The following is a 13,680-nucleotide window of genomic DNA, read 5'->3' as shown; positions in this document are numbered from 1 at the left end:
AATCGGCTTCGCGAAGCTTGGCCCAGTTTTGAGCTGGGCCAGCTTCATTCAACCTCAGCGCAGCGCGACCTTCGGGAAGTCCACCGGCACGTCAAACGCTACGTTGACGTAGTTGGTGAACAGGTTGAGCGCCACGTGGGCGAGGATCTCAACGATCTGCTCATCATCGAAGCCAGCCGCACGCAGCGCCTGCACATCGCCATCGGCAATCTGCGCACGCTGCTCGACCACCTTCAGCGCGAAGTCCAATGCCGCCGAGGTGGCCGGATCGCTGGACTGGCCGATCTGCGCGGCGGCCATCTGCTCGCTGCTGGCACCGGCCTTGCGGCCCAGCGCGGTGTGCGCGGCCAGGCAGTACTCGCAGGCGTTGCGGTTGGCGATGGCCACGGCGATCTGCTCGCCCAGCAGCGGCGACAGTCGACCGCCGCCCAGCGCGCCGAACGCACCCCACATGCTCTGCAGGGCGGCCGGCGAGTTGGCTACGGCACGGAACATGGCCGGGGTGGCGCCGAAGGCGGCGTGGACCTGGCCCAGCAGGGCCTGACGGTCGGCGGTGGTGTTGGCGGCATCGATCAGTGGGACACGGGACATGGTGGATCTCCTTGGGAAAGCGCCCGGAATTGGACGACCCGCTCATCCTAGGTAGACTCCCCGGACGAATCAGGCGCAATAGACCACACATGTTGTCCATTCATCCATGAACGTGTTCGCCGACACTTCCGCACCCGACCGCCTCTCCTCCCTGCTTGAACGCTTCCGGGTGCAGGCCGCGCTGTTCCACAGTGGTCCGCTGTGCGGGCGCCACGTCTTCGAGCCGCAGCCCGGTCGTGCCTTCCTGCACATCCTGCGCCAGGGTGAAATGGAGGTCCGTCATCCCGGGGGTGATATCGCGCTGCCCCGGTTGAAGATCGACACACCCAGCCTGCTGCTGTATCCGCAGCCGCTGCACCATGTGTTCTTCAACGCACCGCTGGACGGCCCGGATTTCACCTGCGCCACGCTGGACTTCGATGGCGGCGCGCGCAATCCGATCGTGCAGTCGCTGCCACCGGTGATGGTGGTGCCGCTGGCGGCGATCGGCGAACTGGATGACACCCTGCACCTGCTGTTCGCCGAGGCCGATCGCCAGCGCTGCGGTTCCCGGCTACTGACCAACCGCCTGTTCGAGGTGGCGCTGATCCAGATCCTGCGCTGGGTGGTGGACCACCCGGATGCGGCGGGCGTCAGCCATGGGCTGATGCGCGGGCTGTCCGATGCGCGGCTGGCCCGTACGCTGGTGGCGATGCACCAGGCGCCGCAGGACGAATGGACGCTGCCGCGCATGGCTGCGACTGCCGGCATGTCGCGCAGCGCGTTCGCGGCCGTCTTCAAGGAGGTGATGCAGGCAACGCCGGCCGCTTATCTGCTGGACTGGCGGCTGAGCCTGGCCTGCGCGCAGCTGCGGGCAGGCGTGGCGGTCAAGCAAGTGGCGATCGAGGTGGGGTTTGCCGATACCGCCTCCCTGTCGAAGGCGTTCCGCAAGCGGCTGGGAGCGTCGCCGAGGGCGTGGCTGGTCGCGAGCGCCGCGCAGGCTGGGTAGACGCGCGAGGGGTAGAGTCGACTGTCAGTCGACTGTCGCGCGAAGCGCGGGGTTTTCGTTGTCTGACCGAAGAGCAGTCGACTGACAGTCGACTCTACCGAAGCGCATTTTCGCGGCCTGACCGAAGGGCAGCCGACCAGCGGTCGGCTCTACCACGGGCGATGTCTGCGCGCCGGCGGGCCGCTCAACTGGACGTTCCGTCATTCTCGCTGTCGAAGGCGTTCCGCAAGCGGTTGGGGGCCAGGCTGGGCAGACGCGCGAGGGGTAGAGTCGACCGTCAGTCGACTTTCGCGCGAAGCGCGGGTTTTCGCTGTCTGATTGAAGAGCAGTCGACTGACAGTCGACTCTACCGAAGCGCATTTTCGTGGCCTGACCGAAGGGCAGCCGACCAGCGGTCGGCTCTACCACGGGCGATGTCTGCGCGCCGGCCGGCCGCTCAACTGGACGTTCCTGTCGAAGGCGTTCCGCAAGCGGCTGGCGGCCAGACTGGGCAGACGCGCGAGGGGTAGAGTCGGCCGCTGGCCGACTATCGCGCGAAGCGCGGGGTTTTCGTTGTCTGACCGAAGGGCAGTCGACTGACAGTCGACTCTACCGAAGCGGCATTTCCGTGGCCTGACCGAAGGACAGCCGACCAGCGGTCGGCTCTACCACGGGCGAGGTCGGCGCGCCGGCTGGCCGCTCAACTGGATGTTCCATCGGGCTTCGCCAGCAGCCCGGCGATCCGTTCGGCCACCTGGGCGCGCACGCTTTCATCCAGCTGCCCCTCGTACATCGCCTCGTAGATCCACAGGCCGTCGGCGGCCAGCCGTGCCACGAAATTGTCGAGCGCGGCCGGGTCGCTCTGCCCGGTCGACGGCGGCAACGGCGCCCAACGCCGTACCGCCGGCCCCCACGGGCGCTCATCGGCGTCCGGGTCGGCCGATTCGAGCATGAACATCAGCTCGGCACGGGTAGCGCTCTGCGCCGAGACGCGCACGAAGGTCTGGTAACGCTCCAGCGCCGAGGCTTCGTCTGCACGCTTGCCCAGCAGCGTTTCCATCGACGTCTCCCAGGCCTGCACCAGGTGCTCGTCGATGCCGCGCAGCAGCGCCTCGCGTGACGGGAAGTGGTACAGCAGGCCGCCGCGGGTCAGCTTGGCCTCGGCCGCCACCGACTCGAAGGTCACTGCGCGCACGCCATCACGATTGATCACGTTGACGGCGGCGTCGAGGATGCGGTCGCGCTTGCTGGTTCTCATCGCGTCATTTTACGCGATCGGCCGCACCCTCGCGGCTGCCGACGCGCCCGCGCAGCAGGCGCGCAATGATCGACGCGCCCAGCGCCAGCACCACCGTGATCACCAGCAGCACGATCTGGTAGCCGCGGTCATACGCGGCCGTGGCCAGTGCGAACCACTCGCCCTGCCCGCTTTCACGTGCCACTTGCAGCGCCTGGGTGAAGCCTTCCCGTGCAAGCGCGGGCATGTCGGCCGAGACCGGCAGGAATGCGCCATACATCGCCGCGCTCAAGCTGCCCAGCATCGCCACCGCCAGCAGGCCGCCGAACTCATAGGACACTTCTTCCACCGACGAGGCCATGCCCACGCGGTGTGCCGGCACATTGTTGAGGATGGCGGTGGATGCCACCGAGATGGCCGAACCCATGCCGAAGCCGGTGATGGCCATACCAGCCACCACCCAGCCAAGGCCGTGCGGGAAGCCGAACGCCACCACGCCGACGCCCAGCGCACCTGCGGCCAGGCCACCACAGATCAGCGGGCGCAGGCCCACCCGGTGCAGGATGCTGCCGCCCAGCAGCGCGCTCGGAAGGCTGCCCAGTGCCGCCACCGAGACCAGCAGGCCCGCCTGCAGCGGCGTGAAGCCTGCCACCAGCTGGAAGCGCTGGGTGGTGACCAGCTGCAGGCCGGCCATCGCGAACAGGGTGAACACCGCCGACAGCGTGCCGGCCAGGAACGCCGGGTTGCGGAAGATCGCGAAGTCCAGCAGCGGGTACGGCAGCTGCTGCTGGCGGCGCGAGAACGCCGCACCACTGATGGCGGCCAGCAGCAGCGCGCCTGCACCCAGCGCATACGACGGCGGCGTAGCGATCAGTGACTTGATCGCCAGCACCAGGCCGGACAGTGCAGCCAGAGCCAGCAGCGACGAAACCAGGTCCCACGGTCGCGAGGTGTCGCGCTGGCCTTCAGGCGCCAGCAGCAGCGTGGCCACGAACGCGACCACGACCACCGGCACGTTGATCAGGAACACTGAGCCCCACCAGAAATGCTGCAGCAGCCAGCCGCCAATGATCGGGCCGAGTGCCGCGCCGACGATGGCCACCGAACCCCAGATCGCGATGGCGATGTTGCGTTCGCGCGCTTCGTGGAAGCTCAGGCCGATCAGCGCCAGCGTGGCCGGCATCATCGCGGCCGCGCCGACCGCCAGGAAGGCGCGCGCGGCAATCAGCTGCGCTGCGGTGTCGGCGAACGCCGCTGCCAACGATGCCACGCCGAACACCACCAGGCCGATCAGGAACATGCGGCGGTGCCCGATGCGGTCGCCCAGCGTACCCGCACCCAGCAGCAGGCCGGCCATCACCAGCGGATAGGCGTTGATGATCCACAGCGCCTGGCCGGCACTGGCCGAGAGTTCTTCGGTCAGCGTGGGCAGGGCGGTGTAGAGCACGGAGTTGTCGAGCGTGACCAGCAGCAGGCCGGCGGCGACGGTGAACAACAGTGCCCAGCGACGGGCACGCGACAGGGCCGGAGCACCGGCCAAGGGCTGGGACAAAGCCATGGGAGAACCTGATCGGGCGTGAAGTACGGCGATAACTATACAGGATGTCCTGTATAGTTATGAAAACAGCGACAGCGGTTCAGATTGGAGCCCGGCCAATGTTCATGTTGCCGTGCCCCTCATGCCGGGTCGTGGCTGGTGTCCGGGATCATCACCGGCAGTCTTCCGGCAGCGCAGCAATCGCCGCTACCACCGCCGCCTGCATGCCCTGCCCCACGGCCATGTCCAGCTCCCCGCCCGTTGCCCCGTGCTGGCGCCGCAGCTCGTCCTCGCACAGGCCGCGCACCCGCGCGCGGGCATTCGCGCGCAGGCTGCTGCACCGCCAGTCGGTGCCACCCAGTGGCAACACCGAATACACCACGCTGTTGCAGGCGTTGCCAGCGCGCTGCTGCAACGACCGTCCACCGAAATCCCGGGGTTCACTGCTGCGCTGCGGGTCGAAGTAGCTGTCCGGGAAGGTGCGCGCGTACTGTTCGATGTCCACCGCCATGCTGCGCCCAGCGGCCAACGGCATCTGCAACGGCTGGCCGCACTGCGTCGCATCGGCGCGGTGCTGGATGTACTGGTAGATCGGCCGGTCCAGCGATGGCTCCTGCTGGGTCACCGCGCTGACTGCCGCCAGCACCGGCAGCGATGCACGATTGGCCATGCGCGCCAGCAGCCCCGCCTGCGCGGGCTGGCAGCGGTCGCGCACGGTTGCCGCAAGCAGGAACAGCACGTCGTTGCGGAACGCGTGATCGTCGCGCAGGCGCTGTTCGATGCGCTGGCTGGCGTCGGACGCCGGCGCCGGGAACGCGACCGCCGGCGGCGCGGTGGGTGCGCGCTGCCGCTGCCACCGCACCAGCAGCACCACCGCGACCAGCAGCATCCCGGCAGCCATGAGCCATCGCCGGCGCATCAGTTGCGGATCGCCGTCAGCGTGGCCGCTGCGGCATCGTAGGACGCACTGGCAATGTCCGCATCGAAGCGCTTCACCTGCAGGCGGCCGGCAAGCCGGTACGGGTCCCACAGATCGCCCAGCGCGATCGGCGTGGCCAGGGTCACATGGATGATCTGGTTCGGTGGCGGCGGCGGCACGTGGATGCACGCACCGTAGAACGGCACGAACAGCAGCTCATCGACCAGGCCGGCATCATTGGTGCCCAGCGGTACCACGTAGCCATCCAGATCCACCGCGCGACCGTCGACAGCGTCGACCACGCGCGAGGAGCCGAACTGCTTGGCACGGTCGGGGCTGGAATGGTCGATTTCCTGCCCCGGCGGCGTGCCCGAGCCGGTGTCGTCGATCAGGCCGCCCACCCCATCCATGCCATTGCGTGACAAGCCGATCTGTGGGGGCGGGCGCTGATAGGTCACTTCGTCCGGCCGCAGCGCGTCCCAGCGGTCGATGGGCGTTTCGGGCGCGGCGGAGGGCAACGGCTTGTCGTGCGGCGTGGCCACCACGGCATCACCGCCCGATGACGTGCAGCCTGCCAACCAGACGCATCCAAGCAGCAACACAGCGCTACGGTTCATAGGGCCTCAGCTGGGCATCGCGCATGGTGTAGGCGGAACCGGCCAGATCATCATCCAGCCGCTCGGCACGCAGGGTGCCGGCCAGGAAGAAGGGCGAGTACATGTCCGGCATGGCGATCGGGCGCGGCAGCACCACGTGCACGATCTGGTTCGGTGGCGGCGGTGGTACGTGGATGCAGGCGCCGTAGTACGGCACGAACAGGAATTCGGTCAGGCGCCCGTCCTGCGCAGTGGCCAGCGGCACCACGTAGCCGGGCAGGCGCACCGGACGCTGCAGCACCGTATCCACGGTACGGAACGTGCCGAACTGCGGCATGCGCCGGTTGCCGTTGTGCTCCACCTCCGGGCCCTCTCCGCGCTCCAGCGCGGCCAGCTCGTCCTTGGGCATCATCTGCAACCAGTCCAGTTCCTGCTCCGCCGCATCCACAGCGCCAGCGTGGTCGACAACCGGCGAAGGTGGCAACGCCTGCACACCGGTATCCACCGGCCGCTCGCAGGCTGCCAGCGCCAGCACCAGCGCCAGCGCCAGCACCATCGGCAATGACAGCATCCAGCGCATGCTCAGCCTCCCGGCGACAGGCCATCGGCCAAGGTGCGCCGGTAGGCCAGCAACGCCGGCACCAGTCCGGCCACCGCGCTGATCGCCAACACACCCGCCACCCAGGCCAGCTCGCGGCCATCCGGCCAGACATGGGTGATGGACAGGCCGAACGTGGCCAGGGCCCAGCCGCGTCCGGCCATGCTGGCGGCCACCAGCAGCCCCAACGCCAGCACGCAGGCCACGGCACTGGTTGCCACCGCTTCCACTACCAGCAGGCCGGCGATGTAACCCGGCCGCGCGCCGGTCGCACGCAGGATCGCCATCTCGCGCCGCCGCTGCTGCAGCGTCGAGACCAGCAACGCCACCAGCGAGACCATGCCCAGCAACACCACCATCGCGCTGATCAGCTGCAGTGCGCGCTCGGCCGTGCCCAGCGACTGCCACAGCTGCTGCAGCGTCACCCCGGGCAGGATCGCCAGCATCGCCTCTTCGGGATACTCGTTGATCCTGCGCTGCACCGAAAAGGTGGCGATGCGGGAGTTCAGGCCGAGCATGAAAGCGGTGATGCTGGTCGGGGTCAGATCGAGGTGGCGCGCCTGCTCGGCACTGACGCTCTGGCTGCGCAGCTGCACACCCGAGCGCCAGTCGACGTGGATGGCCTCGATCGCCGGCAGCGAGACCAGCAGCGACGAATCCACTGGCGTGCCGGTGCGCTGCAGGATGCCGGAGACCCGGAACGGCTTGTCGGCATGCGTGGCCAGCGTGACCGCGCCGGTGCCGTGCGCCAGCACGATCTCGTCGCCGAGGCCGACCTTCTGCGCGCGTGCCACCTCCGCACCGATCACCGCGTCATACAGATCATCAAAGGGCTGCCCCTGTGCAAAAGCAAGCGCGTGACCGGAACCATAACGATAGTGTTCAAAGTAGCCGCCAGTGGTACCCACTACCCGGTAGCCGCGCCAGGAATCGCCCAGCGACAGCGGCACCGCCCACTTCACCTGCGGCATTGCGGACAGCGCCTGGTAGGACTGCCAGGACACGTTGTTGGTGGGGTCACCGATATGGAACACCGCGTACAGCAGCAGGTTCACCGGCCCCGAACGCGCACCGACAATCAGGTCCGTGCCCGACACCGTGCTGGCGAAGCCTTCGTGCGCCTGCGTGCGCACACGCTCGACCCCCAGCAACAGCACCACGCTGAGGGTGATGACCAGCACGGTCAGGCCCACGCTCAACGCGCGGCTGCGCAGGCTGGCCCAGGCAAGCTCAAGCATGGCCGGCACCTGCCTGGTTGATCTGAGACAGGGCAATCGTGCGGTCGAACAACGGCTGCAGGCTGTCGTCATGGCTGACCACCAGCACCGTGGTGCCGGCCGCCTCGCATTGCGCGGACATCAGCTACAGGAAGGCGGTCGCCGCGTCGCGGTCGAGCGATGAGGTCGGCTCATCGGCCAGCAGCAGCGCGGGGCGACCGATCAGGGCGCGTGCCGCCGCCACGCGTTGTTGCTGGCCAACGCTGAGCGTGCCGGCGCGGCGCTGCATCAGCCCGGGGTCCAGCTGCAGGGCCTGCACCAGGCGGGCGATCTCGGCATCCAGCGGGCCGCTGATGCGTGCGCTGCGCAGGCGCGAGAAGCGCAGGCCCAGCGCGATGTTGTCGCGCACGCTGAGAAACGGCAGCAGGTTGAACTGCTGGAAGATCACGCCCAGGTGGTCGGCGCGGAAGCGGTCCCGCGCGGCACCGCGCATCGCCTGCAGCGCGTGGCCGGCGACTTCGATGCGGCCCTTGCCAGGCAGCAGCACGCCCGCCAGCAGGCCCAGCAACGTGCTCTTGCCACCGCCACTGATCCCGCGCAGCAGCACGCTGCTGCCCTGCTCGATCCACAACCGCGGCACGTCCAGCACCAGCCGCCGGCCATAGCCGAACTGCACGCCATCCAGCGCGATCACCGGTCGCATGCTCACGGTGCCAGCACCACGCGCAGGTTGTCCGGGGTCAGCACGCTGCGGTTCTGTCCTCGGGCGGTGGCGCTGTTGACGATCACTTCGTGCAGGCCCGGGAACAGCACGGGCAAGCGCACCACGATGGCCCGCAACTCGGCCGGCTTGGCGCACTGGTACCGCAGCGTTACGCTGAACCCCGCGTGCCGGTGCTCACCTGATGGCGGTGCGGCAGCCGTCGCATCGAATCCCTCGGCCTTGGCATCGTTGCCTGAAAGGCGGCAGCCCGCGGCGGTGGGCAAGGTGACCCAGCTGCCGCCCTTCAGCACTGTCGTAGCCCGTGTCAGCGCGGCCTGCTCGGCTGCATTGGCCGGCGGTCGCTCGTAATCAAGGATGCCGATGCCGGGTGCCTGCAGGGCGAATTCCAGCGTCTGCTGGTCAAGCGCAAGATCGACGGTGGCCTGGCCGTGCACGTGCGGTGCGTGCTGGCGGATGTCATGGGCCTGCGCGGCACTGGCAGCCAGCAGCAGGAAAAGAGCAGCAGAACGCTTCATGGGGGAGGCTCCAATTGTTACTATGTAACATTATGGACCACATCCCCACGACGCCCGCAAGGGCCCTGGCCCAGCCGCCAACTTCGGCACGCTGGCACCCCCGCTTCGATCTTGCCGGGGCCTGGCTGTCCCTGGCCTGCGCCGCCCACTGCATTGCCCTGCCCCTGCTGCTGGCCTTCGTGCCGGCTGCGATGATGGCGCTGCGCTCGTTCCAGCATCCCGGCCATGGCGCGATGACACTGCTGCTGATGATGTCGCGCTGGGAATGGCTGTTCGCGCTGCTGGCCTCGTCGCTGGCCTTGGCGAGTACCTCGGCCGGGGTGCACCGGCACGGGCGCTGGCGGCCTGTGCAGCTGGCCTGCACCGGCGCGATTCTGCTGCTGTCGGCCTCGCTGTACCTGCCGCTGAAGGAATCGCTGCTCTGGCATGGCATAGCGACGACATGTGGTGGCGTGCTGCTGGCTTTCGCTCACATCGGCAACCGGCGGGCGTTGCGTAACCGCCGGTAGTGCCGGCCGCTGGCCGGCTGGTAAGCGCCATCGTAGTGCCGGCCGCTGGCCGGCAGCTGCGGTGATCCCGCAGAGGGCAAAAGCCGGCCAGCGGCCGGCTCTACCCCTCCTTATTCGTCGAACGGACGCTGCCCCAGCGTCTGCGTCACGTGGTCGACGAAACAGGTAATGCGCGCGGCCAGCGCGGTATTGCGGTAGTACACCGCGTTGATCGGCTGGCGCACCTCCTGCGTCTGCTTCGCGAACAGCTGCACCAGGCGGCCATCACGCCGGTCCTGGCGGGTCAGGAAGTCGGACAGGCAGGCGATGCCCAGCCCGGCCACCGCCATCTGCCGCAGTGTCTCGCCACTGGATGAAGCGATCGCCGGCTCGATCACGAAAGGCCCACCATCAACATCCTGCAGCGGCCATTCGTTCAATGAACTGGGCTGGGTGAAGCCCAGAAGGTCATGTTCGTGCAGCTGCTCCACGCGCGTGGGCGTGCCGTGCCGTCGCAGGTACTCGGGGCTGGCCACCACGCGGATGCGGCTGTGGCCGATCGGCCGCGCATGCAGGGTCGAGTCGCGCAGCACGCCAATGCGGAATGCTACGTCGGTGCGCTTCTCGATCAGGTCGGTGATGCCTTCATTGGAATTCAGCTCCAGCTCCACCTGCGGGTAGCGCTCGCGGAAGCCCTCCAGCAACGGCACGATGACGTGCAGCATGAACGGCGTGGCGGCGTCTACGCGCAGGCGCCCGACCGGCTGCAGCCGCCGCGCGGCCATCTGTTCCTCGGCCTCGTCCACCGTGGCCAGGATCGTGCGCGCGTACTCCAGGAATGCGGCTCCCTCCTCGGTCAGCTCCAGCCGCCGCGTGGTCCGCCGCAGCAGCGTGGTCTGCAGCTTGTCCTCCAGCCGCGCCAAGGTGCGGCTGGTGGCGGAGATGGTGAGCTCCAGCTCTTCGGCCGCGGCAGTGATCGAACCGCTGTCGACCACGGCCACGAAGGCCTTCAGCTCATCCAGGGTGGTTTTCATTTTTTACCTCGGCGCAAAAGCATTTCCCGTATACACGGCTTAATCAACAAATGTAAAGCGCCCACACTTCGCCCTGTCCCGAGCCCACCGGCTCTCAACGAAGTCCCTGGAGTCCATCATGAGCGTTCCTTCCTTTGGCGTCGGCACCTTCCGCCTGACCGGCCAGACCGTCATCGATTCGGTGCGCAACGCCCTCGACGTCGGCTACCGTGCGGTCGATACCGCGCAGATCTACGGCAACGAAGCCGAGGTCGGCCAGGCCATCGCCGAATCCGGCGTCCCGCGCGACGAGCTGTTCCTGACCACCAAGATCTGGGTGGACAACTACGCCGCCGACAAGCTGATCCCGAGCCTGCGCGACAGCCTGGCCAAGCTGCGCACCGGGTACGTCGACCTGCTGCTGATCCACTGGCCGGCGCCGGGCAATGGCGTTGAACTGCGCGAGTACATGACCGCGCTGGCCGAAGCCAAATCGCTGGGCCTGACCCGTCAGATCGGTGTGTCCAACTTCAACATCGAACTGACCCGGCAGGCCATCGAGGTGGTCGGCGCCGGCGAGATCGCCACCAACCAGATCGAACTGAGCCCCTACCTGCAGAACCCGGCACTGACTGCCTTCCTGCAGGAACAAGGCATCACCGTCACCTCCTACATGACCCTGGCCTACGGCAAGGTGCTGAAGGACCCGGTGCTGGCCGCCATCGCCGACAAGCACCAGGCCACCGTCGCCCAGGTCGCGCTGGCGTGGGCGCTGCAGCGGGGTTACTCGGTCATCCCGTCCTCGACCAAGCGCGAGAACCTGGCCAGCAACCTGCTTGCCCAGGACCTGCACCTGGATGCCGATGACATGGCCGCGATCGCCGCGCTTGACCGCAACGGCCGCGAAGTCGATCCGCCCGGCCTGGCCCCGGCCTGGGACTGAGGAGCCTCGCCATGGGCAGTGCGTTGACGCGGCTGCAGGCCGGTGGTTTCAGCATCGGCATCGAAGCACCGCTGGACAACGACTGGACGCCGCTGGGCGAACAGGCACGACACGCCGCGCGACGCCTGCCCGGCGAACCGGACCTGCAGCGCCATGCGGAGCTGGCACGGTTGGCCGACCGCCTTGGCTTCCGTGCGCTGTGGGTACGCGACGTGCCGGTGTACGACCCGGCCTTCGGCGATGCCGCACAGGTGTTCGAGGTGTTCAGTTACCTCGGCTACCTGGCCGGCATCACCGAGCACATCCTGCTGGGTACCGGCGCGGTGGTGCTGCCGATCCGCGAGCCGTTGCTGACCCTGAAGTCGGCACGCAGCGTGCAGCGGCTGAGCGGTGACCGCCTGCTGCTGGGCGTGGCCAGTGGCGACCGCCCGGTGGAGTACCCGCTGTTCGGCCGCGACTTCGACAGCCGTGGCAGCCGCTTCCGCGAGCACATCGCACTGCTGCGCGAAGGCGCTGCCGCGCACCTGCCGCAGGGCCTGGACGTGCTGCCCGCGGATGGCCCGGCCCTGCCGCTGTTCGTGGCCGGCCTGGCCCAGCAGCAACCGGCGTGGATCGGCCAGCACATGGATGGCTGCCTGGCCTACCCGGGCACGCCGCAGGACCATGTACAACGCGTGGCGGCCTGGCGCGCCGTGGCCGGCAACAAGCCCTATGCCAGCTTCATCCACCTGGACCTGGTGGCCGATGCCGATGCTCCTCTGCAGCGCTGGCGCTTCGGCCTGCGCGGCGGCCGCAACGCCCTGCTGGCCGAGCTGCACGCCATGCAGGCGGCCGGTGTCGACCACATCGGTCTGCAGTTCCGCCGCAACGAACGGCCGTTGGCCGAAACCTTCCACGAAATCGCCGAGTACGTGCTGCCGCACTTCCCGGCCCACGCCGGCGCCGCCGCGACGGCCTGACAGTTACCGGAGCTTTGCCATGAAGATGAAGACCCTGGCCGCGCTAGCGCTGGCCACCCTGCCGCTGTCCTTCCAGGCCACCGCCGAGGACTGGTATCCCTCTGCCTACGGCGCCAACGACGAGATCGGCGCGGCCAACCTGCTCACCGCTGACGTGGTCAAGCACGCGGTCTCGCTGGTCAGGACCGGCAAGACCTATCCGCTGGCGGTGCCGGTGGACAAGAACCTGCCCGCGTTCCGCCACCGCAGCTTCCGCCTGTACAACGTGCAGGTCGGCCAGCAGGCTGGCAAGTCGCTGGGCCCCAACAGGTTCACCTTCAACGATGAACTGGTGAACGCCTGGACCGGCGTTGGCACCCAGCTCAACGGCATCGGCCATATCGGCATCGACAACGTCTACTACAACGGCAACAAGGCCGCCGACTTCGTCACCGTGGACGGGGTGCGCAAGCTCGGCGTCGAGAAGGTGCCGCCGATGGTCACCCGTGGCGTCGTGCTGGACATGACCGCGTACTACGGCAAGGCGATCGTGCCCGGCGGCACCGAGTTCACCGTGGCCGACATCCAGGCCGTGCTGAAGAAGCAGGGACTGAGCCTGCGCAAGGGCGACGTGGTGCTGTTCAACACCGGTTGGCTGGAACTGATCGGCAAGGACAACACGCAGTTCCTGGAAGTGGAGCCGGGTATCGGCATGGAGGCCGCGAAGTGGCTGGCCGACCAGGGCATCGTCGCCTTCGGTGGCGACACCTGGGCCTCGGAGGTCTACCCGAACCCGAACGGTGCCGAGGAGTTCCCGATCAACCAGTACATGCTGGCCAAGCGTGGCATCTACAACCTGGAGCTGATCGACAGCCGTGCCCTGGTGCGCGACAAGGCCTGGGAATTCCTGTTCGTGCTCGGCCAGCCGCTGTACGTCGGTTCGACCCAGGTCAACATCAACCCGGTGGCAATCCGATGAACACCGCCGCTGACCTTCCCGTGTTCGCCGGCCGCCGCTTCCGCGTCAGCTATGACGGCCTGGCCGCCGACAATGTCTACAGCGCCGATGGCCGCCACGTGCAGTACGCCATCGTCTCTGGCGCCTATGCCGGTGCGCGGGGCGAAGCCGCCTGTGAGTGGCAGCGGATCAGCGACGGGGTCTATGCCATTTCGTGGCAGGAAGCCGATGGCGCTACGGTCGTGCATGTCGATGACTTCGCGGGCGGGCATTCGCTGGCCTGGTTCACCGCCACCGATGGCAGTTTCCATCGCATGCAGGGGCCGCTGCACGCGCTGTGATGCGGGCCAGCGGCCGGCGGACGAAACATTACAGATCGGTAATGCAGGGGTCAGGGCAGCGAAAGGCGCTGCCCTCCACCCTGTGGGCCATGTCTTCC

At 68.0% G+C, this 13,680-nt stretch carries 15 protein-coding genes and 1 pseudogene; 6 read left to right on the top strand and 10 right to left on the bottom strand.

What is annotated here, in order from left to right; genetic code table 11:
- Window positions 1–54 precede the first annotated feature (54 nt).
- Complete coding sequence (locus VG566_RS00720) at window positions 55–591, bottom strand: peroxidase-related enzyme (RefSeq protein ID WP_241883935.1); 537 nt, start codon at window positions 589–591, stop codon at window positions 55–57.
- A 106-nt stretch (window positions 592–697) separates the two neighbouring features.
- Between VG566_RS00720 and VG566_RS00715 the strand changes: the two genes are divergently transcribed.
- The gene (locus VG566_RS00715) at window positions 698–1,579 is read left to right on the top strand and encodes an AraC family transcriptional regulator (RefSeq protein WP_241883936.1); all 882 of its coding nucleotides are present in this window, start codon (window positions 698–700) and stop codon (window positions 1,577–1,579) included.
- A gap of 679 nt (window positions 1,580–2,258) precedes the next feature.
- Here VG566_RS00715 and VG566_RS00710 read toward each other — a convergent pair.
- The 8 genes and pseudogenes from VG566_RS00710 to VG566_RS00675 form a co-directional block, all read right to left on the bottom strand.
- On the bottom strand, window positions 2,259–2,816 hold the full coding sequence (locus tag VG566_RS00710) for a TetR/AcrR family transcriptional regulator (protein WP_032962647.1): 558 nt from the start codon (window positions 2,814–2,816) through the stop codon (window positions 2,259–2,261).
- A gap of 4 nt (window positions 2,817–2,820) precedes the next feature.
- Entirely contained in the window at window positions 2,821–4,353 is a 1,533-nt protein-coding gene (locus VG566_RS00705) for an MFS transporter (protein ID WP_241883937.1), read from the bottom strand.
- Window positions 4,354–4,504: 151 nt separating this feature from the next.
- Window positions 4,505–5,251 (bottom strand): hypothetical protein, encoded by a 747-nt coding sequence (locus tag VG566_RS00700; protein ID WP_241883938.1) that lies wholly within the window; start codon window positions 5,249–5,251, stop codon window positions 4,505–4,507.
- Complete coding sequence (locus tag VG566_RS00695) at window positions 5,251–5,868, bottom strand: DUF3299 domain-containing protein (RefSeq protein WP_241883939.1); 618 nt, start codon at window positions 5,866–5,868, stop codon at window positions 5,251–5,253. Before VG566_RS00695 ends, VG566_RS00700 begins: the two co-directional genes overlap by 1 nt.
- On the bottom strand, window positions 5,858–6,427 hold the full coding sequence (locus VG566_RS00690; RefSeq protein ID WP_241883940.1) for a DUF3299 domain-containing protein: 570 nt from the start codon (window positions 6,425–6,427) through the stop codon (window positions 5,858–5,860). Before VG566_RS00690 ends, VG566_RS00695 begins: the two co-directional genes overlap by 11 nt.
- 2 nt (window positions 6,428–6,429) lie before the next feature.
- Window positions 6,430–7,683, bottom strand: a complete 1,254-nt coding sequence (locus VG566_RS00685; RefSeq protein ID WP_169411106.1) for an ABC transporter permease — start codon at window positions 7,681–7,683, stop codon at window positions 6,430–6,432.
- A pseudogene (locus VG566_RS00680) lies at window positions 7,676–8,371 on the bottom strand (ATP-binding cassette domain-containing protein). The gene VG566_RS00685 and the pseudogene VG566_RS00680 overlap by 8 nt, the downstream one beginning before the upstream one ends.
- A complete protein-coding gene (locus tag VG566_RS00675; protein WP_053495169.1) occupies window positions 8,368–8,901 on the bottom strand; it encodes a ZrgA family zinc uptake protein in 534 nt (177 codons plus the stop codon). The pseudogene VG566_RS00680 and the gene VG566_RS00675 overlap by 4 nt, the downstream one beginning before the upstream one ends.
- 32 nt (window positions 8,902–8,933) lie before the next feature.
- Between VG566_RS00675 and VG566_RS00670 the strand changes: the two genes are divergently transcribed.
- On the top strand, window positions 8,934–9,410 hold the full coding sequence (locus VG566_RS00670; protein WP_197561775.1) for a MerC domain-containing protein: 477 nt from the start codon (window positions 8,934–8,936) through the stop codon (window positions 9,408–9,410).
- Between the two features lie 110 nt (window positions 9,411–9,520).
- On the opposite strand, the gene VG566_RS00665 is transcribed toward VG566_RS00670, so the two are convergent.
- Window positions 9,521–10,423, bottom strand: a complete 903-nt coding sequence (locus VG566_RS00665) for a LysR substrate-binding domain-containing protein (protein WP_164110011.1) — start codon at window positions 10,421–10,423, stop codon at window positions 9,521–9,523.
- 118 nt (window positions 10,424–10,541) lie between these two features.
- Here VG566_RS00665 and dkgB point away from each other — a divergent pair, with 118 nt between their 5' ends.
- Genes dkgB through VG566_RS00645 form a run of 4 tightly spaced genes read left to right on the top strand, consistent with a single transcriptional unit; the run spans window position 10,542 to window position 13,582 of the window.
- The gene (gene dkgB / locus VG566_RS00660; protein WP_032962635.1) at window positions 10,542–11,345 is read left to right on the top strand and encodes a 2,5-didehydrogluconate reductase DkgB; all 804 of its coding nucleotides are present in this window, start codon (window positions 10,542–10,544) and stop codon (window positions 11,343–11,345) included.
- Between the two features lie 11 nt (window positions 11,346–11,356).
- Window positions 11,357–12,304: a TIGR03571 family LLM class oxidoreductase gene (locus tag VG566_RS00655; RefSeq protein WP_241883942.1), complete on the top strand. Its 948-nt coding sequence runs from the start codon at window positions 11,357–11,359 to the stop codon at window positions 12,302–12,304.
- A 19-nt stretch (window positions 12,305–12,323) separates the two neighbouring features.
- Window positions 12,324–13,262 (top strand): cyclase family protein, encoded by a 939-nt coding sequence (locus tag VG566_RS00650; protein WP_241883943.1) that lies wholly within the window; start codon window positions 12,324–12,326, stop codon window positions 13,260–13,262.
- On the top strand, window positions 13,259–13,582 hold the full coding sequence (locus tag VG566_RS00645) for a MoaF-related domain-containing protein (protein ID WP_032962628.1): 324 nt from the start codon (window positions 13,259–13,261) through the stop codon (window positions 13,580–13,582). The genes VG566_RS00650 and VG566_RS00645 overlap by 4 nt, the downstream gene beginning before the upstream one ends.
- Window positions 13,583–13,680: the final 98 nt, after the last annotated feature.

It is taken from the genome of Stenotrophomonas sp. CASM114 (assembly GCF_049384325.1).
Classification (GTDB): domain Bacteria; phylum Pseudomonadota; class Gammaproteobacteria; order Xanthomonadales; family Xanthomonadaceae; genus Stenotrophomonas; species Stenotrophomonas muris.
Note: the sequence above shows the minus strand (reverse complement) of the source record. Positions and strands in the feature narration are given on the sequence as shown.